This is a genomic window from Haloechinothrix salitolerans, from assembly GCF_042662605.1.
Classification (GTDB): domain Bacteria; phylum Actinomycetota; class Actinomycetes; order Mycobacteriales; family Pseudonocardiaceae; genus Haloechinothrix_A; species Haloechinothrix_A salitolerans.
This window is the reverse complement of the sequence record NZ_JBHSXX010000001.1, coordinates 5,218,327-5,236,537: the sequence shown is the minus strand read 5'-3', so window position 1 is coordinate 5,236,537 and position 18,211 is coordinate 5,218,327. Positions and strand designations below refer to the sequence as shown.

The window sequence follows — 18,211 nt, the reverse complement described above, 5'->3', positions numbered from 1 at the left end:
CTTAGCTCCAGACCTGCTGGGGGATGCGGTCGAGGATGTCGCAGCGGAGATCGAGCGCTGGGACGAGGTTGTCCGGATCGCGGTGGTCGCCTACCTCGTGCAGCACGTCGAGATGACCACCGACGAGCCAGAATCCCCGTGGCTGCCGAGGATCGGTGAGCAGGAACTCGATCAACGCGGGGTGTAGCACCGCGCGGGCGAACTGCTCATCCTCGCCGTCGATCTCGAACTGCTTGTCGAACTCGGGGTTGCCGGTGGTGAAGGTGAGGCCGAGCCCCGTGTTGACGGCGGTCTGCATCGCGAACGCCCTGCGCACGCTCAGCGTTGGCCGAATAGCGGGCGTGCGGACCAGGATCGGTGCTACGTCGAAGAACCGTCCTTCGTGGCGTGCGTCGGCTGACTGGTAGACGCTGAACCGTGCGGCGAGGAACGGTCGTCCCCGGTGGGTGCCGGTGATGACGTCGTGCGCGGCGCGTGCCTTCGGCGGGGCCTGCGTCAGCAGCCGCTCGGGTGTGTGCGCTTGCTGGTTGTTGTAGACCTCGACGTAGTCGTCGTTGCGTTCCTCGTAGGTCCAGCCGCGTTGTGGTGCCTGCTCGTTGAGCCGCTCCAGCGCGGCGTTCTTGTCCGCCTGGTACTGGCGGTTGTTCCAGATGAGAAACCAGGTCAGGGCTCCGCCGAGCAGCAGGATGCCGCCCACGACGATGGCGATGATGGCGATTGGGCTCATCGCAGCACCGCCCCGAAGTCGTAGTCATCGTCGGCGTCGTCGTCGCTGCTCACTCGCGGCTCCGGGCGCGGTACCGGTGGCGGGCCCGGGTCGGGGGGCCGCCGGTCCCCGAACAGCGTCGCGTCCTCGTCGAGCACCCGGTCCAGCAACGTCGTGTCGCCGAGCCCGCGCCGGACGACCTCGGCCTGTGACCGGGCGGCCGCCGCCCGCGCCGAGGCGATGGTGTGCACGACGCTGGCGGACAGCGCGGCGGGCGACACCGTGCGGGTCGCCTCGGTGAACTGGATGTCCTTGACGGTGCCAGCGGCGTCGGTGACGACGGTGACGACGCCGTCCGGCGAGGTGGCGGTGCCGGTGACTTCAGCCAGCTCCGCCGACATGCGCTGGTACGACTCGGTGCGCCGCCGGTTGTCCGCCGCCGCGGTGTCGATCGCCTCGATCCGGCGCAGCAAGCGCTCAGCGGGTTCGCTCATGGCAGCTCCTCACACGGCTTGGTCGGGCTTGATGGTGGAAAGGAACGTCTGGAACTCGCCGATCACGGCCTCGAACCGGTCTGGCGTCGACGACAGTACCGCGTGCAGCACGACCTTCCTGCTCGCGTCACTGGTGTCGCGCATGGTGATGAACACCTGGAACTGGACGACGTCCTGCTTCCTGCCCTCCAGCGTGATCGGCATCCGCACCGCCTGGGTAAGCCCTGGGCTGTCGTCGGAGCCGACCTCCTTGCGTCTGCCGAGCTGGACGGTGCCGACGCTGCTCTCCAGCCGGGCGATGACCTCGTCGGCGACCTGCGCCAGCGGGACGTCGTCGCCGCGCAACTCGCCGCTGAGCGTGATGTTGGGGGTGAAGCCGTTGCTCGCCGGGGGACGCAGCGCGACGAACGCGGCATCCGGCGCGCCCACCTCGTCTGGCGGGGCCGACTGCCAGCCCTCGGGTAGCGAGAACTGGATCGGCACGGGAATCGTGCTTGCCATGAGTGTGAAGTCTCCGATCTGTGGTTAGAAGCCGAGGACGTTCCCGACGGCGCCAACGCCGTCGCTGACGGCGCCGCCGATGTCGCTGGCAACATCGCCGACGTCGCTGGCGACATCGCTGACGGTATCGACAACCTCGCCCGGGTCGACGGAGACGTCGAAGCCAAGCTTCGCGCCGTAGCCGAGCCCGATGCCAGCCTCGGCGCCGATGTGGAACTTGCCGTCCTCGCCCATGCCGAACTGTCCGCCCACTTCGGCCCCCGCGCCTGCCCATGCTTCGCCGGTGACACCGGCGCCGAGACCGCCGACCTCCGCCGACGCCTCGCCGACGGCGCGACCGCCGACGAACGCGCCTCCCTCGCCCTGTGCGCCGGTCAGTCCGATGCTGCCGTCCGCGTAGGCCTCCGCGCCGACGAACACCTCGCCCTGCCCGGCCACGCTGGCGTGGTCACCGAAGTTCAGCTCGCCTTCCGCGTTCGCCTTCGCGAGGTACGCCTCCGCGCTGGCACCAGCCGAGACGCCGGTGAGGCTCGCGCTGGCGTGCGCCTCGGCGCCAGCTCCGAGGGCGGAGGCGGAAGCGGTGCCACTGCCGTCGACCCAGCCAGCGTCGAACTCGCCCTCGACGTCGCCCTTCCACACTTCGGCGGTGGCCTCGCCGGACCACTCCGCGCTCGGGACGTCGATGCCAAACTGTTCCAGTACCCCGTCCAGGTCGAACAGGCCGCCAGAGCCTTGGCCCCACTCCCGCTGGAAGCTGCGGCCGCCGGGACCGCGCTGCCAGCCCCCTGGGTCGACCTGTTCGCCGGTGACCGGGTCGGTTTGGAGCCTGCGGTTGTCCGCGCCGAAGCCGCGCTCGCCGAGGGTGTGGCTGAAGCCGCCCTCGCCGTCCGGCTCCATCCCGAGCGCCCCCGCCACCACACCGCCGACCGCGGCGAGCTCTTCTCGGGCGTTGCTGAGGACGGCTTGGGCTTCCTCGACGGCCCCCTGTGCCGGGTCGACGAACGCCCCGATCATCTCGCCAGCCGCCTGGGCCGCCTGCGCGAGGACGTTGTACTCCGCCGCTGCGGCCCTGCTGGCCGCCTGCGCCTCGGTGTACATCTCGATCGCGCGCTGCGCCTCGCCTTGCGCCCAGGTCAGCGTGTCGGCGAAGTCGGCAAGACGTTCACTGCCGCCGCCGAGCTGGTCGATCGCCTGGAGCCACTTGGGTGGTTCCTGGGCGAAGGCGTTGCGGAACGCCGTGCTCGCCTCGCCGGTCCAGTCGAGCGGATCGATGCCGCCGAGGCCGTCGCTGACCCCGCTGAGGTTGGTGATGATGCCGACCATCTCGCGCAGGTCGTTCGAGATCTGCTCCGGTTGTCCCGGGATCAGCGCGGTAGGATCTGTCGTCTGTCCCAATTCCGCTGCCATCAGTACAACGGCCCCCCTCGTCCGGTGCCCTTGCCGGTGTCCTCGTCGGCGGTCGGGTTGAGTTTGCTCGCGATATCAGGGTTGATGAAGCCGCCGCCCGCACCACCCAGCGCGCCGCCGATCGCCCCTCCGACGTCGTCGATACCGGAACCGGCAGCGCCGATGGTCGACTCCGCGTCGTCCTCAAGGCCGAAATAGGTCGAGACGGCGTCGAACAGTCCCGTGCTGTGATCCTCTGCCTGCTTCTTCAGGTCCTCAACGTGGTCGCGCATCATCTCGATGAACCGCGCCCATCCGGTTTGGACGCCCGGATGGCCGTAGTCGCCGCTGGGGCCGGACCACACTGTGTTCGCGACCCGCCCGACGACGTCGGTGATGTCGTTGGCTGCCCGCTGGATCTGCTCCGGGACAGCTCCGTACCCGCCTGTCATGGAAAACCCCTCGCCTCATCGCATGCCGTGGTGCGATTGGACCAACCGTGATCAACACGATGGGGCGGAGGTTAGCAGCGTTGGTGCGTCGGTGTGAGGGAGTTTCCAAAAATTGGTTTACGGCGGATGGAGCACGCCGACAGCGCGTCTGTCAGCCCTGATACCCCTGCGGCGGATACGGCGGGTAAGCACCGTACGGCTGTTGCTGGCGCTTGCGCAGCGCGGAGCGGCGGCGGAAGAACGTGACCAGACCGATGATCACCGCGACGAGCGAGCCCAACATCGCGAGACCGAACGCGCCGAAGATCATCGCTACCGCGCCGAAGACGGAGGCATGAGGACCAACGCCGAACCAGGCCGTCTCCGCGGTGGCTTCGGTGGCGACGCAGGTGACGGTATAGGTGCCTGGCGGGACAGGGTTCGTCGAGCGCAGTAGGACGCGCCACTCCGCGCCGCTGGCGGTGACCGTTTCGGTGCCCTTCGTTGGTCCCAGCTCGACCGGTGCGCCGGTGTTGTCGGTGGCCTGGCACCGGGCACTGGCTGGAGTGCGGTCGATGAAGATGGTCAGGCCCTCATCGTCCAGCGTGACGTCGCGTTGCTCGCCGGAGGACAGCTCGGCGACAGGGCCGGGGAAGGCGTTGATCGCGTTGAACCCGATCAACGCCCCTCCGGCCAGCGCGAGCACGAACACGCCAACCGCGACGGCGTAGAGCGCCTTGGACGGCTTGACGTCTGGCTGCCCTTGGCCGTGAGGCGTCTCGTACGGCTGGTAGGGCGGTGGCGGTGTCGTCATGCTCGCCGATGGTAGCTACCGGCGAGCATCACCGTCCCTGACTCACTCAGCTGTCAGCCGCTGAAGCCGTCGCACGACGCTGTGGAGAACTGGCCCTTTGCCGTACTCGTCGTGCTCTCCTCACCGTCGACGACCACCGTGCAGGTCACCTTGCCGCCGTCGGCGCCGGTAGTGACCGTGAGCGAACCACCCTTGAACAGCCCCTTGGTCTCGACGTCCTTCGACCATGGCAGGTTCGCGACCTCTTCCTGGTTCATCGAGCTGTTGCCATCGCCGAACGTGGAGTACGTGACCGTGACGTTCGAGGCAGTCCCGGTGACCTCGTAGTGCACGGTGACGGACCGGTTGGCCTCTTCCTGGACGTCGTTGGCCGCCTTGCCGAACGCGGCCACCCACAAGATGCAGATCACGAGCCCGACAGCGGACACCACGACAGCTGCGATCGCGAGTCCCTTGTTGCTGGCTTCGCCCTTGTTGACGCGGAGCACACCGAGGATGCCGAAGATCAGCCCGAGGATGACCAGCGGCCACGCGATGACGCCGACAACGGGGATGACCGAGAAGATCAGCCCGATGAGTCCCAGCACGAAGCCAGCGGTGCCGAGCCCGTTCCGATTGGCTGGCCGCGGCGGCTGTGCGGGTGGCGCCGGGGGATGGCTCGGGTACGGGTTCTGCTCCGTCATTACCAATGTCCCTTCGTTATGAGTGTCGCAAGCCACAGTGGTGGCCTTGGTTGGGTGCGCGGCGGTACGGGCCGAATCAGCCCAGCATCACGTCGATGACGTGGCCCCCAGCGACGAATGGGTCGCCGACGCCGCGCGGGCAGCGATCGGGATGTCGTTCCGCACGGTGCGGTCGTTAGCCGGATCGCGCGGACTTAACCAGGATGAGACCGGGCCGCGACAGAAACATGAATGTGACGAGCGCGCGGCGTAGCGGGACAATCGAACGTGGCACGGTAACCGGCCGATCGGTGCCGCATAGCGAAAACCGCAGGCCAGCGGGAGGCTGACCTGCGGTGGGAGTGCGCCGACAGGGACTCGAACCCCGAACCCGCTGGTTAAGAGCCAGCTGCTCTGCCAATTGAGCTATCGGCGCGAAAGGGACTCACCGGCACCCGGCCGATGCGACGTTGGAAACGTTAGCACGGCGCGGTCAGGCCGCTTCGCACAGGGGGTGCGGAATGGTGGTGGAGCTGAGTCAGGATAGTGACCTCATAGCGGACAACGTCCGACAGACTTGACGCGTCGACACGACGAGTGCCACGGGGAATCGTGCGCGACGAGTCAACGGCTTAGGGGAGAGTCAGGATGCCGAATACACGGCGGGTTTTCGCCGCGGTCATGGGGGTTTGCCTGCTCGCGGCAGGGTGCACGACGACTACACACGCGGAGGAGTCGCGGTCCGCGAGTCCGGCATCGTCACCGCGGCCTCCGTCGCTTGAGCTCGAACTGACCCCCGAATCCAAGGCCGAGGACGTCGAGCCGGGCAAGCCGATCACCGTGGACGCCGAGCATGGCGAGTTGACGAAGGTCACGCTCATCGGCGCGGACGGCACCGTCGTGAAGGGCTCGCTCAACGGCGACAAGACCGCGTGGCGGGCTGGCGAGAAGCTCGGGTTCGGCAAGGAATACACGCTGACCGCGCGTGGCATCGGGGAGGACGGTGAGCGCGAGGTCGAGCGCTCCACCTTCACCACGGCGGTGCCCGCCCAGACGGTGTCGGTCACGCCCGCCATCGTCGATGGCGCCACGGTCGGGGTAGGCATGCCGGTTTCGTTCCGGTTCAGCGCGCCGATCAGTGACAAGGACGCCGCCGAGCGTGCACTGCGCGTCACATCGGAGCCGAGGACCAAAGGCGGTTTCTACTGGTTCAGCGACGAGTGGGTGGTGTGGCGCCCGAAGGAGCACTGGCAGCCGGGCACCGAGGTCAGCGTCGACGCCGACATCTACGGCAGGAACCTCGGCGACGACGTCTACGGCGCCCAGGACGTCAGCGCCGACATGACGATCGGCAAGCGCGTGGTCGCCGTCGCCAACGGTAAGACGCACCACATGAGCGTGTGGATCGACGGCAAGAAGGTGAAGCGGATGCCGATCTCCATGGGCAAGCCGACGCACCCGACGCCGCACGGCACGTACACCGTGATGAGCGAGCACTACGACTACACGATGGACTCCTCGACCTACGGTGTCCCGGTCGATGCCGATGAGGGCTACGAGATCACCGTGTCGCACGCCACCCGGCTGTCGTACAGCGGGATCTTCTATCACTCCGCGCCGTGGTCGGTGGGCGATCAGGGCTACCGCAACGTCAGCCACGGCTGCATCAACCTGTCCACCGCGAACGCCGAGTGGATGATGAACCACTCCAAGCCGGGTGACCTCTTCCGCGTCGTCAAGAGCGGCGGCCAGCGGCTGGAGCCGACGGACGGTTTCAGTGTCTGGCAGCTGCCGTGGCGGGAGTGGCGCACTGGCGGCGTGGACTGAACGCTCTGATGCGGTCGGCCGCGCGGGCCGACCGCACCAGGCTCGCTCAGAGCGCGCCGCGCTCCCAGGGACCAGTGACGGCGTAGGTGACGCCGGGACTCTGGGCGTTGAAGAAGAGGATCTCGCCGTCGGGGCTGAACGTCGCCCCGGCAAGCTCCGTGGTGTTGTCGCTGTTCAGCTCGGCGAGGTCGAAGATCTGACCCTTGTTGGTGACACCGCGCAGCAGGTCCTTGCCGCCGCCGTCCTCGCAGAGCACGAGGCCGCCGGTGTTCGGGGACACGCAGATGTTGTCCGGGCTCTGCAGCAGCTCGGGGTCGGTCGACTCGTAGACGAGCACGAGCTGGCCGCCGGAGTTGCCGCGCGGGCGGTACTCCCACACCTGGCCGAGGCCGGCGTCACCGCCACTGGTGGAGACGATGTAGATCGATCCCTCGCCGTACCAGGCGCCTTCAAGCCGCGCGAACACCGCGGCACCCCGCTCACGGCCCTGGTGGAACACGGCGAGCGTGTCGTCGCTGTCCGGGTCGGGGTCGGCGATGTCGACCCACTCCACCGGCAACGGCTTGCCGACCCGCTGGCTGAGCCGCGTGTCGTACCTCGGCTGGTCCTTGATCGCCAGCATTTGCAGTTTGCCGCCCGCGCCGAGGTTGCCGGGCTCGTTCGGCACGAAGCGGTAGAAACCCGCGCTGCCCCTGTCCTCGGTCTCGTAGACGATCCCGGTGTTCGGGTCGATGGCGACGGCCTCGTGCACGAAGCGGCCCATCGCCTTGTACGGCACCGGCTCTACCGGGCCTTCGGCGTCGGCGGGTACCTCGAAGATGTAGCCGTGCGGGGTGTCGACATCGAGGCCGGTGAAGGTCTCCTCGCAGGTCAGCCAGGTGCCCCACGGGGTAGGCCCGCCAGCGCAGTTGCGGATCGTGCCCGCGATGGATGGGTAGGTGTCGCGCAGCGACATGCTCTTCGAGTCGAACACCATCGTCGTGGTGCCGCCCGCCGCGAGGACGTCGTAGGCGGGCGAGGCGAACGCGGCGCCGTTGCTCTGTTCGTGGTTGCGCACCAGCCGGATCAGGCCGTCGTCACCGGCGAACGCCGCCATGCCGTCGTGACGTCCTGGCGTCGGGGTGCCATTGCTCATCGGTGTGCCGGTGTGGCCGAACGCGACGTAGCTGAAGCCGGCGGGCAGCAGGAGCTCGCCGCCCGGCGCGGGCTGGAGCGGGCCGTAGCCGCCGTTATCGGGGGCCTGCCCGGCGGGCTTGCCGGGGTGGCCGGGCTTGCCGGGGTGGCCACCCGGCGCCGCCTCAGCGCTGGTGGCGCGCATCAGGCCGAGCAGCGTGGCGGTCGCTCCCGCCGCGGCGCCTGCCTTGAGGAAGCCGCGCCGGCTTGGCGCCGTGTCGGCTGAAGTGTGGTGGGTCGACATGTTGGTGCTCCTCCAACTCGGGTCTCGTCGCGGTCGTTCGGGGTGAACCGCGACCACGCCAAGCCCACACGCTTTCGGGTGAAGCCGACTACGGCGATTCGATGAACTCGTATTGAACGGCGGGCAAGCCGGGGCCAGCGAGGTGACGTGCGGCACGAGGATCGAGGTGGCGGCTGCCGCGAGGACTTCGGGAGGCAGAACAGAAAAGCCCTTTCCCGATCGTGGGAAAGGGCCTCTGACCTGGGGTGGATAACCGGACTTGAACCGGCGACCTCCTGGACCACAACCAGGCGCTCTGCCAACTGAGCTATACCCACCATGTGGCACGTCCATGACGTGCCAGCCAGGACATCGTAGCGTGTCGCCGATGGGGCCAGACGTCCGGCCCCTCGGTGTGGCGGTCGCGCTCGTGCGTCCAGCCGAGCCCCGCACGGCGCCGTCAGTCGCCGGACGTCTCCGCGGCCTCCGCCTTCGCGCCCCGGCGCACGACGTCCTCCGCGACCGCCTTGGCCTCCTCGCTGGTCGGGCCGGGGTGCCCGACGAACGCTGTCCGACGGTAGTAGTTCAGCTCGCTGATCGACTCCTTGATGTCGGCAAGCGCGCGGTGCGCCAATCCCTTCTCTGGCTTCGCGTAGTAGACCCTCGGGTACCAGCGGCGCACCAGCTCCTTCACCGAGGAGACGTCGACCATCCGGTAGTGCAGGTGCTCGTCGAGCTTCGGCATGTCACGGGCGATGTAGCCACGGTCCGTCGCGATGGAGTTGCCCGCCAGCGGCGCGGTCTTCGGCTCGGGCACCCACGAACGGATGTAGTCGAGCACCTGCTGCTCGGCCTGTTCGATGGTGACGGTCGAGCGGCGCACCTCATCGGTCAGCCCCGACGCGGAGTGCATGTCGCGCACGACGTCCGGCATCCCGGCCAGGACGTCGTCATCGGCGTGGATGACCACGTCGATGCCCTCGCCGAGGATGTTCAGGTCGGCGTCGGTGACCAGCGCGGCGATCTCGATCAGCGCGTCCTTCGCGAGATCGAGTCCGGTCATTTCACAGTCGATCCAGACAAGACGATCGTTCACGCGCCAGACAGTAGCTCACGGGTGGTGGGTGGTGGATCAGGTGCGTGGCGGTCCCCACCAGACGCACACCGCGGACTGCCTCGCGCGCGGGTTGCCCGCGAGCGGTAGCGTGCGAGCACGCGCGTGCAGGTATGGGAGGTTTTGGCGATGGCGGAACCGCGTCGCATCGTGATCGTCGGAGCGGGTCTCGCGGGGGCCACAGCGGCGATATCGCTGCGCAAGCAGGGCTACGACGGTGACGTGCTGCTGCTCGGTGCGGAACAACATCGCCCGTACGAGTTACCCGCGCTGTCCAAGAGCGTGCTGCTGCACGATACCGACGAGCCGGACTGGGTCGCCGACGAGAACTACTACGTCAAGCACGGCATCGATCTGCGGCGCGGCGTCGAGATCACTCGCGTCGAACTGGGCGCGCGGACGCTCACCGACGTCGTCGGGGCGGAACACACCTTCGACCGGCTGCTGCTCGCGACCGGCTCCCGCCCGCGCACGCTCGACGTCCCCGGCGCCGACCTGCCGGGCATCGCGACACTACGCACCCTCGACGACGCTCTCGACCTGCGTGCGGCCATCGAGGAAGCCCAAGACGTCCTCATCGTCGGCGCGGGCTGGATCGGCTGCGAGGCCGCCGCCGCTGCCCGCTCGGCGGGCGCGGATGTCACTGTCGTCGAGCCGCAGCCGCTGCCGCTGCCGTCGCTGGGGGACGACGTCGCAACGGTGTTCCGCGACCTGCACGCCGACAACGGCGTCCGCTGGCGGCTGGCGACGTCGGTGACGCGGTTCCTCGGTGAGGAGCAGGTCGAAGGAGCCGAGCTGTCCGACGGCACGCAGGTCAGCGCCGATGTCGTCCTGGTCGCGGTTGGCGCGGCCCCACGGTCGGAGCTGGCCCGCGCGGCGGGGCTTGAGCTCGCCGACGACGGCGGCGTCGACGTCGACGCTGGGCTGCGCAGTGCCGCGTCCGCCATCTACGCCGCTGGCGACGTCGCCGCCCACTTCCACCCCGGCTACGGCAAGCGCATCCGCGTCGAGCACTGGGCGAACGCGAAGTGGCAGGGCGAGCATGTCGCGGCCAACCTGCTCGGTGCGCACGAGCCCTACACCGCGACGCCGTACTTCTTCACCGACCAGTACGACCTCGGCTGCGAGTACCGCGGCCTTGCCGATCCTGACCTGGACGAGCTCGTCGTGCGTGGCGACCTCGCGAGTCGGGAGTTCATCGCCTTCTGGCGGCGCGGTGGCAAGGTCACGGCCGCGATGAACGTCAACGTGTGGGACGACGCTGACGCGCTGCGCGTTCTCGTCGACGAGCGAGCCGAAGCCACGCCAGAGCAACTCCGCGAGAGCGACCTCGCCGATTTGGCCGCGGCGGCGTCGTAGGCGACAACCCCGCCCGAGATTTCCCGAACACTCTTCACCTGTCGGGGTGACATGGCAAGATCGGGGCGGACCGGGAGGAGGTGTGTCGTGCGCGGCCGTCGAGCGCAGGCGTTGGAAAGCTGGGAGTCGCTGTTCCGTGCACAGGTGGCGGTGTTCCGCAGGCTCCGGGACGACTTCCGCGGCGCCGAGATCACGCTCGGTGAGTACGACGTGCTCTACAACCTCACGTTGTTCGAGGGGCGACGGCTGCGACTGCACGAGCTCAACGAGCACATCGTCCTGACCCAGCCCAGTCTGAGCAGGCTCGTCGAGCGGATGGAGAAGCAGGGGCTCGTGCGCAGGGAGCGCGATCCTGACGACCGCAGGGGCACCATAGTGATCATCACTGACTACGGAATCGAGGTGCAGCGGCGCGTTGGCCGCGAGCACGCCGACTCCATCGCACGCTACGTCGGTACCGGGCTCACCGCCGCTGAGCTGCGTAGCTTGCGTGACCTATGCGAGAAGCTGCGCGCCGCCCAGCGCGACATCACCGACTGAGCCGTGCCCCGCGGCGCGCCCGCAACCGGACGACGAACCCGGCCCAGGACACCGCCACCACGACCGCGACGGCCAGTCGCACCAGGTCGACGTGCTCGGCGGGATACACCACGTCGGTGAGGTAGGTCTCGATGAACCCGCCCGGCAGACCCTCTTGGCCTGCCTTCTTGCGGAAGTAGTCCTCCGGGCCGGTCAGCGGGCACTCGAATTCGAAGATCACGATGAGCAGTCCCCAGGCCACCGCGACCGCGTGCGCGATGATCGTACGTGGCCAGCGCCACGCCACGAACCCGCCAAGCGTGAGGTACACGAGGAAGGCGAAGTGCAGCACCATCGTCGCGTCCGCGAGCACCCGGTACATAGCTCCATTGTTCCGCAGGTGGCGGTAGTGCGGCGATGCAGAAGTTGATCAGGCCTACTCGCGGTGTTGTTCGAAGAAACAGGCAAAACGGGCATAATTGCGCAAGAGCGCGAGTAGACGTGATCAACAACGTCTGGTGGTGCGCGTCGCCTAGCGGGCTGGCCGGAAAAATCCCGCGACGGCCCGGATACAGTGATATGAGGTATGTCCACTGCACCTTCGGCGGAACCCGTCGCGCCCCGCACGCTGCTGCGACGGCTTGACGACGTGATGCTGGCCGACCGCGTCCGGCTGCGACGACGGATCGACGGCATCCGTAAGCTCCGCGACCAGCGCAAACGCGACTCCGTGCTGCGCGCGATCGCCGCCGACGTCGATGCCGCCGAGTTGCGGCTGGCGGCCAGGCGCGAGTCGGTGCCGAAGGTCCGGTACCCGGCCGAGCTGCCGGTCAGCCAGCGCGCCGAGGACCTCGCCGCCGCCATCCGGGACAACCAGGTCGTCATCGTCGCTGGCGAGACCGGATCCGGGAAGACGACGCAGCTGCCGAAGATCTGCCTCGACGTCGGCAGGGGAGTGCACGGCACCATCGGCCACACCCAGCCGCGCCGGATCGCGGCCCGCTCGGTGGCCGAGCGCATCGCGAGCGAGCTGGGCACCGAGCTCGGTGACACCGTCGGCTGGAAGATCCGGTTCACCGACCAGGTCAGCGAGAACTCGCTGGTCAAGGTGATGACGGACGGCATCTTGCTCGCCGAGATCGCGCACGACCGGCTCCTGCGCCGGTACGACACGCTCATCATCGACGAGGCGCACGAGCGCAGCCTCAACATCGACTTCCTGCTCGGCTACCTCAAGCAGCTCCTGCCGCGCCGCCCCGATCTCAAAGTCATTATCACCTCGGCGACCATCGACCCGGAACGGTTCGCCGAGCACTTCGCCGCGCCGGACGGCACCCCAGCGCCGATCGTGGAGGTGTCCGGGCGTACGTATCCGGTGGAGGTCCGCTACCGGCCGATCCAGGACGATACCGACGACGCCCCGGATAAGGATCGCGACCAGACCCAGGCCATCTGTGACGCCGTCACCGAGCTGCGTGCCGAGCCGCCCGGCGACATCCTCGTGTTCCTCTCCGGCGAACGCGAGATCCGCGACACCGCCGACGCCCTGACCGCGATGGACCTGCCCGGCACCGAGATCCTGCCGCTGTACGCGCGGCTGTCGGCCGCCGAGCAGCACCGCGTGTTCCAGCGCCACACCGGACGTCGAATCGTGCTCGCCACCAACGTCGCCGAGACGTCGCTGACCGTGCCGGGCATCAAGTACGTCATCGACCCCGGCACCGCCCGCATCTCCCGCTACAGCAACCGGCTCAAGGTGCAGCGGCTGCCGATCGAGCCGATCTCGCGGGCGTCGGCCAACCAGCGCAAGGGCCGATGCGGCCGCGTGTCGGACGGCATCTGCATCCGGCTCTACTCCGAGGACGACTTCCTCTCGCGCCCGGAGTTCACCGACCCGGAAATCCTCCGTACCAACCTCGCCTCAGTGATCTTGCAGCTCACCGCCGCTGACCTGGGCGACATCGCGGACTTCCCGTTCGTCGAGCCACCGGACAAACGCCAGATCGCCGACGGTCTCGCGCTGCTGCGCGAGTTGGGCGCGCTGGACACCGCCGATGGCAGGAAAGGCAAGCACCACTCCGCGCACCAGCTCACCGATGTCGGCAAGGCACTGGCGCAGCTCCCCGTCGATCCCCGGATGGCGCGGATGATCGTGGCCGCCGAGGGAAACGGCTGCGTGCACGAGGTGCTGGTCATCGCCGCCGCGTTGTCCATACAGGACCCGCGGGAACGTCCGGAGGAACAGCGCCAGGCCGCCGACGCCAAACACGCCCGTTTCGCCGACCCGAACTCGGATTTCCTTGCCTTCCTGCACCTCTGGGACTACCTGCGCGAGCAGCAACGCGCGCTGTCCGGCAGTCGGTTCCGCAAGCTGTGCAAGGCGGAGTTCCTGCACTTCCTGCGGGTGCGCGAGTGGCAGGACCTCTACAACCAGCTCCGCGAGGCCGCCAAGTCCGCGGGAATCACCGTCGGCAAGCCGAAGTCCGATGCGGACTTCACCGGTCCCGATTATCAGCGCCTCCACGAGAGTCTGCTCGCCGGGATGCTGTCCCACGTCGGCCTCAAGGACCCGGAGAAGCGTGACTTCCTCGGCGCGCGCGGTGCCCGGTTCGCGGTGTTCCCCGGCTCGGCGCTGTTCAAGAAGACGCCGCGCTGGGTGATGGCGGCCGAGCTGGTGGAGACGTCGCGGCTGTGGGGCAGGATCGTCGCGCGTATCGAGCCGGAGTGGGTGGAACGCCTTGCCGGTCACCTGGTCAAGCGCAACTACGCCGAGCCGCACTGGGAGCGCAACCGGGGCGCGGTGATGGCGCTGGAAGCCGTCACGCTCTACGGCGTCCCGTTGGTCTCCGGTCGTAAAGTCAACTACGCGCGGGTAGAGCCGGAGCTGTGTCGGGAGCTGTTCATCCGACACGCGCTCGTGGAAGGCGACTGGCGCACCGACCACCGCTTCTTCCACGCCAACCGCGAACTGCTCGACGAGGTCGCCGAGCTGGAGAACCGGGCGCGGCGACGCGACATCCTGGTTGACGACCAGACGTTGTTCGACTTCTACGACCAGCGCATCCCCGCGGACGTCGTCTCCGCCCGCCACTTCGACTCGTGGTGGAAGAAGGCGCGTCGCGAGCAGCCCGACCTACTCGACTTCTCGCTGCCGATGCTGGTCAACGAGAGCGCCGCCGAGGTCAGCGAGACCGACTACCCGCGGTGCTGGCGGCACGGCGATCTCTACCTCGCGCTGACCTACCAGTTCGAGCCCGGCGCGTCCGAGGGTGACGCGGACGGCGTGACCGTGCACATTCCGCTCGCCGTGCTCAACCAGGTCAGCGCGGACGGCTTCGACTGGCAGGTCCCCGGCTTCCGGGAGGAGCTCATCACCGCGCTGATCAAGGCGTTGCCGAAGCCGATTCGGCGGGATCTGGTGCCCGCACCGGACACCGCGAAGGCGGTGCTCGACCGGCTGGACCCGGACAAGGGCGAGCCCCTGCAGACGGCGTTAGAACGGGAGCTGTACGCGCTGCGCGGCGTCGACGTCCGGCCTGACGACTGGGATCTGACCAAGGTGCCGGACCACCTGCGCATGACGTTCCGCATCGTCGACGAGCGCGGCAAGCGGGCCGCCGAGGGCAAGGACCTGGAGGCGCTACGGCAGCAGTTGGCGCCGAAGCTGCGCACCCAGCTTTCGCGCGCCGCCGAGAAGTTGGAGCGCTCCGGCGTGCGCGAGTGGGACTTCGACAGCTTGCCGAGGTCGTTCGAGGGCAGTTCGGGCGGCAAGCAGGGCAAACCGGTCAGGGGCTACCCGGCGCTGGTCGATCGCGGCGACGCCGTGGACGTCAAGGTGCTGGCCACCGAGCACGAGCAGCGCGAGGCGATGTGGGACGGCACGCGGCGGTTGGTGCTGCTGCGGGTCGGCTCGCCGCGCAAGGCGTTGCGGCGGACGCTGTCCAACACCGCGAAGCTTGAGCTGGCGCAGAACCCGCACGGCGGCGTGTCCGGGCTGCTGGACGACTGCGTGAACTGCGCGCTGGACGTCCTCGTCGCTGAGGCGGGCGGGCCCGCGTGGGACACCGAGGGTTTCGAGCGACTGGTTCAGGCGGCACGGGAAGGCCTGGACCGCACGGTGGTCGAGACGATGGAGCGGGTGCGGAAGGTGCTTGTCGCGTGGCGTTCGGCGCAGCTCGCCGTGAAACGCACCGACGGCCCCGGCTTTGGTGACGCGCTCGCCGACGTCTCCGCGCAGCTCGACGACCTGGTTTACGACGGCTTCGTCACCGCGACGGGCTTCGCGCGGCTGCCCGACCTGGTGCGATACCTGAACGCGATCGAGCGGCGACTGGAGAAGCTGCCGCGTGACTTGGAGCGCGACACGCAGCGGATGCGCACCGTGCTGGCGTTGACCGACGAGTACCGCGCGCTGCTCGCGGACGTCCCCGCCGAGGACGACGTCGTGCGCGAACGGCTGACCGAGATCCGGTGGATGCTGGAGGAACTGCGGGTCAGCTTGTTCGCGCAGACGCTGGGTACCGCGTACCCGGTGTCGGAGAAGCGGGTGCGGCGGGCGCTGGATTCGGTTACCTGACTCTCGCTCGGGTCGTTCTCATCACGTGAACCGATTAGTGTCAGTCGTGGCGTGTACTCATCGGTAGCAACGGAGGTACGGCGATGATCCTGACCCATGCCAAGAAGGCCGTCTCGAAAGCCGCCTCGAAGGCGACCGTCGCCGTACAGAGCGCCGCCGTGCTGTATCGCGCGGGGCTGGCCGATCGACCGGACGACAGCATCCGTTCGCTCCTCGCGGTGCACAAAGTCGGACCATTCGCCGGTGTGATCTCGATCGGCGCGCACCGCAATCCGAACGCCGTCGCGATCGTGGACGAACTGGGTGAGCTGACTTACGGCCAGGTCGAGCGCCGCTCCAACGCGCTCGCGCGCGCCTGGTCGCAGCGCGGCATCGGGGCGGGCACCGTCGTCGCCGCGTTGTGCCGCGACCACAGGGGCTTGGTCACCACGATGGCGGCGACCGGCAAGCTCGGTGCGCGGTTGCTGCTGCTCAACACCGGGTTCGCCAAGCCGCAGCTCGCCGACGTCGCCCGCCGCGAGCAGGTCTCGCTGCTGGTCTACGACGAGGAGTTCACGGAGCTTCTCGACGCCGTCGACCCGGACGTCGAGCGGTGTCTCGCCTGGGTGGACACCGAGCGGCCCGCCGACTCGCTCGAATCGCTGGTCGCCGCCACCGACGGTGCGCCCGTGCCCGCCCCGGAGCGTCCTGGCGGGTTCATCCTGCTCACCAGCGGCACCACGGGTACGCCGAAGGGCGCACCGCGCGAGAAGACGTCGCCATTGTCGTCGGCGCAGCTGCTCGATCGGGTGCCGCTGCGGCGCGATTATCCGATGCACATGGCGGCGCCGATGTTCCACGGCACCGGACTGTCGCAGGTTCTGCTGGCGTTCGCGCTGGGCAACAAGGTCGTGCTGCGACGTCGTTTTGATCCCGAGGAGGCGCTGCGCGTCGTCGCTGAGCACCGGTGCGCGGTGTTGGTCGTCGTGCCCACGATGTTGCAGCGCATCATAGACCTCGGCCCCGAGGTGCTTGGCAAATACGACACGTCGTCGCTGCGGATCATCTTCGCCGCGGGGTCGGCCATCCCGCGCGACGTCGTCACCCGCACCATGGACATTTTTGGCGACGTCCTCTACAACCTGTACGGCTCGACCGAGGTCGCCGTCGCTACCGTCGCCACCCCTGAGGACCTGCGGATCGACCCGAGCACGGCGGGCAAGCCGCCGGTCGGGTGCCAGGTGCGGCTCTACGACAACAACGACGCAGAGGTGACCGAGCCAGGCAGCGTCGGGCGCATCTTCGTGGGCAGCGGGCTCAGCTTCTCCGGCTACACCGACGGCAGAAACAAGGACATCATCGACGGCCTGCTGTCTACAGGGGACGTCGGCCACTTCGACGAGAACGGCCTGCTGTTCGTCGACGGCCGCGACGACGACATGATCGTCTCCGGCGGCGAGAACGTCTATCCGCTCGAGGTGGAGAACCTGCTCGCCGATCGGGAGGACGTCCTCGAAGCCGCCGTCGTCGGCGTGCCGGACGAGGAGTTCGGCCAGCGGCTCAAGGCGTTCGTGGTGCTGGCGGACGGCGCGGAGGCCGAGGCCGAGGACATCAAGGCTTATGTGAAGGCGAACCTGGCGCGCTACAAGGTGCCGCGCGACGTCGAGTTCCTGGACGAACTGCCCCGCAACGCCACCGGCAAGCTGCTCCGCGACAAGCTGACGGGATAGCGTGCCCTGTATGCCCGATCCTGTGTGTGGACCGGGAGAGTGTGAGTCGTTGTGGTCGTCCGGACAACCACAACGACTCACGTTCGATCGTTCGTCACCGCGCCTGGCGCACGCGTCGCCCGCGTGACGCGGCGCGGCGCGGCGCTAGCGCGCTGTTCGCACGATGTGGTCCAGCGCGCCGGTCAGCAGCGCGTGGATCTGCTCGCGGGAGCCGGTGTGGTGCTGTGCCCACTCCAGTGCCAATTCCTCGGCGTAGGCCAACCACGCGCCAACGGCGGCGCGCACCAGCTCGCTCGGCTCGTCGATGTCCAGCGCGGTGAGTGCCTGGTCGGTCAGCGCGGCGCGAGTATCGCGGAAGATCTCGTGCACCCAGTCGTCGGTGCCCGCGCTGCGGAACAGCGCGATGTAGGGCTCGTGCCGTCGTTCGATAAAGCTGAGGAACCCAGCGACCAGGTCGTCGATCGTCTCGCCCTCTCCCCGCGTCGCACGCAGCAGTCGCCTGCTCGCCGCGCGCACGACCTCGGCGTAGTAGTCGCGTTTGGTGGGGAAGTAGTGGAACAGCAGGCTGCGGGAGATGTTCGCGCGCTCGGCGACGTCGTCAATGGTGATCTGGTGCAGCGGTCGCGTGGTCAGCATCTCCAGGCCGATGCCGATGAGCTGCTTGCGCCGCTCGTCCGGGCTCTGCCGGGCACGGCGTTTGGATGCGGCCATGCGACC

At 68.4% G+C, this 18,211-nt stretch carries 16 protein-coding genes and 2 tRNA genes; 5 read left to right on the top strand and 13 right to left on the bottom strand.

Features of this window, described 5'->3' with window-relative positions; all coding sequences use genetic code 11:
* Nucleotide 1: 1 nt before the first annotated feature.
* From ACFQGD_RS24915 to ACFQGD_RS24880, 8 genes are all read right to left on the bottom strand, one after another.
* Nucleotides 2-727, bottom strand: a complete 726-nt coding sequence (locus ACFQGD_RS24915) for a hypothetical protein (RefSeq protein WP_345395248.1) — start codon at nt 725-727, stop codon at nt 2-4.
* The gene (locus tag ACFQGD_RS24910) at nt 724-1,200 is read right to left on the bottom strand and encodes a YbaB/EbfC family nucleoid-associated protein (protein WP_345395251.1); all 477 of its coding nucleotides are present in this window, start codon (nt 1,198-1,200) and stop codon (nt 724-726) included. The genes ACFQGD_RS24915 and ACFQGD_RS24910 overlap by 4 nt, the downstream gene beginning before the upstream one ends.
* A gap of 9 nt (nt 1,201-1,209) precedes the next feature.
* On the bottom strand, nt 1,210-1,701 hold the full coding sequence (locus ACFQGD_RS24905) for a hypothetical protein (protein WP_345395254.1): 492 nt from the start codon (nt 1,699-1,701) through the stop codon (nt 1,210-1,212).
* A 24-nt stretch (nt 1,702-1,725) separates the two neighbouring features.
* Nucleotides 1,726-3,108: a putative T7SS-secreted protein gene (locus ACFQGD_RS24900; protein WP_345395257.1), complete on the bottom strand. Its 1,383-nt coding sequence runs from the start codon at nt 3,106-3,108 to the stop codon at nt 1,726-1,728.
* Complete coding sequence (locus ACFQGD_RS24895) at nt 3,108-3,539, bottom strand: hypothetical protein (RefSeq protein ID WP_345395260.1); 432 nt, start codon at nt 3,537-3,539, stop codon at nt 3,108-3,110. Before ACFQGD_RS24895 ends, ACFQGD_RS24900 begins: the two co-directional genes overlap by 1 nt.
* A gap of 151 nt (nt 3,540-3,690) precedes the next feature.
* A complete protein-coding gene (locus ACFQGD_RS24890) occupies nt 3,691-4,332 on the bottom strand; it encodes a hypothetical protein (protein WP_345395263.1) in 642 nt (213 codons plus the stop codon).
* Between the two features lie 53 nt (nt 4,333-4,385).
* The gene (locus ACFQGD_RS24885) at nt 4,386-5,015 is read right to left on the bottom strand and encodes an MmpS family transport accessory protein (protein WP_345395266.1); all 630 of its coding nucleotides are present in this window, start codon (nt 5,013-5,015) and stop codon (nt 4,386-4,388) included.
* 342 nt (nt 5,016-5,357) lie between these two features.
* Nucleotides 5,358-5,430 (bottom strand) — tRNA-Lys (locus ACFQGD_RS24880).
* 212 nt (nt 5,431-5,642) lie between these two features.
* On the opposite strand from ACFQGD_RS24880, the gene ACFQGD_RS24875 reads away from it, so the two are divergent.
* Nucleotides 5,643-6,821, top strand: a complete 1,179-nt coding sequence (locus ACFQGD_RS24875) for a L,D-transpeptidase (RefSeq protein ID WP_345395269.1) — start codon at nt 5,643-5,645, stop codon at nt 6,819-6,821.
* Between the two features lie 46 nt (nt 6,822-6,867).
* Here ACFQGD_RS24875 and ACFQGD_RS24870 read toward each other — a convergent pair whose 3' ends face one another.
* The 3 genes from ACFQGD_RS24870 to orn all read right to left on the bottom strand — a co-directional run bounded on the left by ACFQGD_RS24870 (nt 6,868) and on the right by orn (nt 9,313).
* On the bottom strand, nt 6,868-8,238 hold the full coding sequence (locus ACFQGD_RS24870) for an alkaline phosphatase PhoX (protein ID WP_345395272.1): 1,371 nt from the start codon (nt 8,236-8,238) through the stop codon (nt 6,868-6,870).
* Between the two features lie 241 nt (nt 8,239-8,479).
* Nucleotides 8,480-8,555, bottom strand: a tRNA-His gene (locus ACFQGD_RS24865).
* Nucleotides 8,556-8,677: 122 nt separating this feature from the next.
* The gene (gene orn / locus ACFQGD_RS24860) at nt 8,678-9,313 is read right to left on the bottom strand and encodes an oligoribonuclease (protein WP_345395275.1); all 636 of its coding nucleotides are present in this window, start codon (nt 9,311-9,313) and stop codon (nt 8,678-8,680) included.
* Between the two features lie 147 nt (nt 9,314-9,460).
* Between orn and ACFQGD_RS24855 the strand changes: the two genes are divergently transcribed.
* Both ACFQGD_RS24855 and ACFQGD_RS24850 read left to right on the top strand, forming a co-directional pair.
* Nucleotides 9,461-10,690, top strand: coding sequence for an NAD(P)/FAD-dependent oxidoreductase (locus tag ACFQGD_RS24855; RefSeq protein WP_345395278.1), 1,230 nt, complete (start codon nt 9,461-9,463; stop codon nt 10,688-10,690).
* Nucleotides 10,691-10,777: 87 nt separating this feature from the next.
* A complete protein-coding gene (locus tag ACFQGD_RS24850) occupies nt 10,778-11,230 on the top strand; it encodes a MarR family winged helix-turn-helix transcriptional regulator (RefSeq protein ID WP_345395281.1) in 453 nt (150 codons plus the stop codon).
* On the opposite strand, the gene ACFQGD_RS24845 is transcribed toward ACFQGD_RS24850, so the two are convergent.
* Entirely contained in the window at nt 11,220-11,591 is a 372-nt protein-coding gene (locus tag ACFQGD_RS24845; RefSeq protein WP_345395284.1) for a DUF2784 domain-containing protein, read from the bottom strand. The two genes, ACFQGD_RS24850 and ACFQGD_RS24845, sit on opposite strands and share 11 nt — an antisense overlap.
* A 204-nt stretch (nt 11,592-11,795) precedes the next feature.
* Between ACFQGD_RS24845 and hrpA the strand changes: the two genes are divergently transcribed.
* Together hrpA and ACFQGD_RS24835 are read left to right on the top strand one after the other, a co-directional pair.
* Nucleotides 11,796-15,785, top strand: a complete 3,990-nt coding sequence (gene hrpA, locus ACFQGD_RS24840) for an ATP-dependent RNA helicase HrpA (protein ID WP_345395287.1) — start codon at nt 11,796-11,798, stop codon at nt 15,783-15,785.
* An 83-nt stretch (nt 15,786-15,868) separates the two neighbouring features.
* A complete protein-coding gene (locus tag ACFQGD_RS24835; protein ID WP_345395290.1) occupies nt 15,869-17,494 on the top strand; it encodes an acyl-CoA synthetase in 1,626 nt (541 codons plus the stop codon).
* A gap of 144 nt (nt 17,495-17,638) precedes the next feature.
* Here the strand turns inward: ACFQGD_RS24835 and ACFQGD_RS24830 are convergent, their stop codons facing one another.
* Nucleotides 17,639-18,205: a TetR/AcrR family transcriptional regulator gene (locus tag ACFQGD_RS24830; RefSeq protein ID WP_345395293.1), complete on the bottom strand. Its 567-nt coding sequence runs from the start codon at nt 18,203-18,205 to the stop codon at nt 17,639-17,641.
* Between the last annotated feature and the right edge of the window lie 6 nt (nt 18,206-18,211).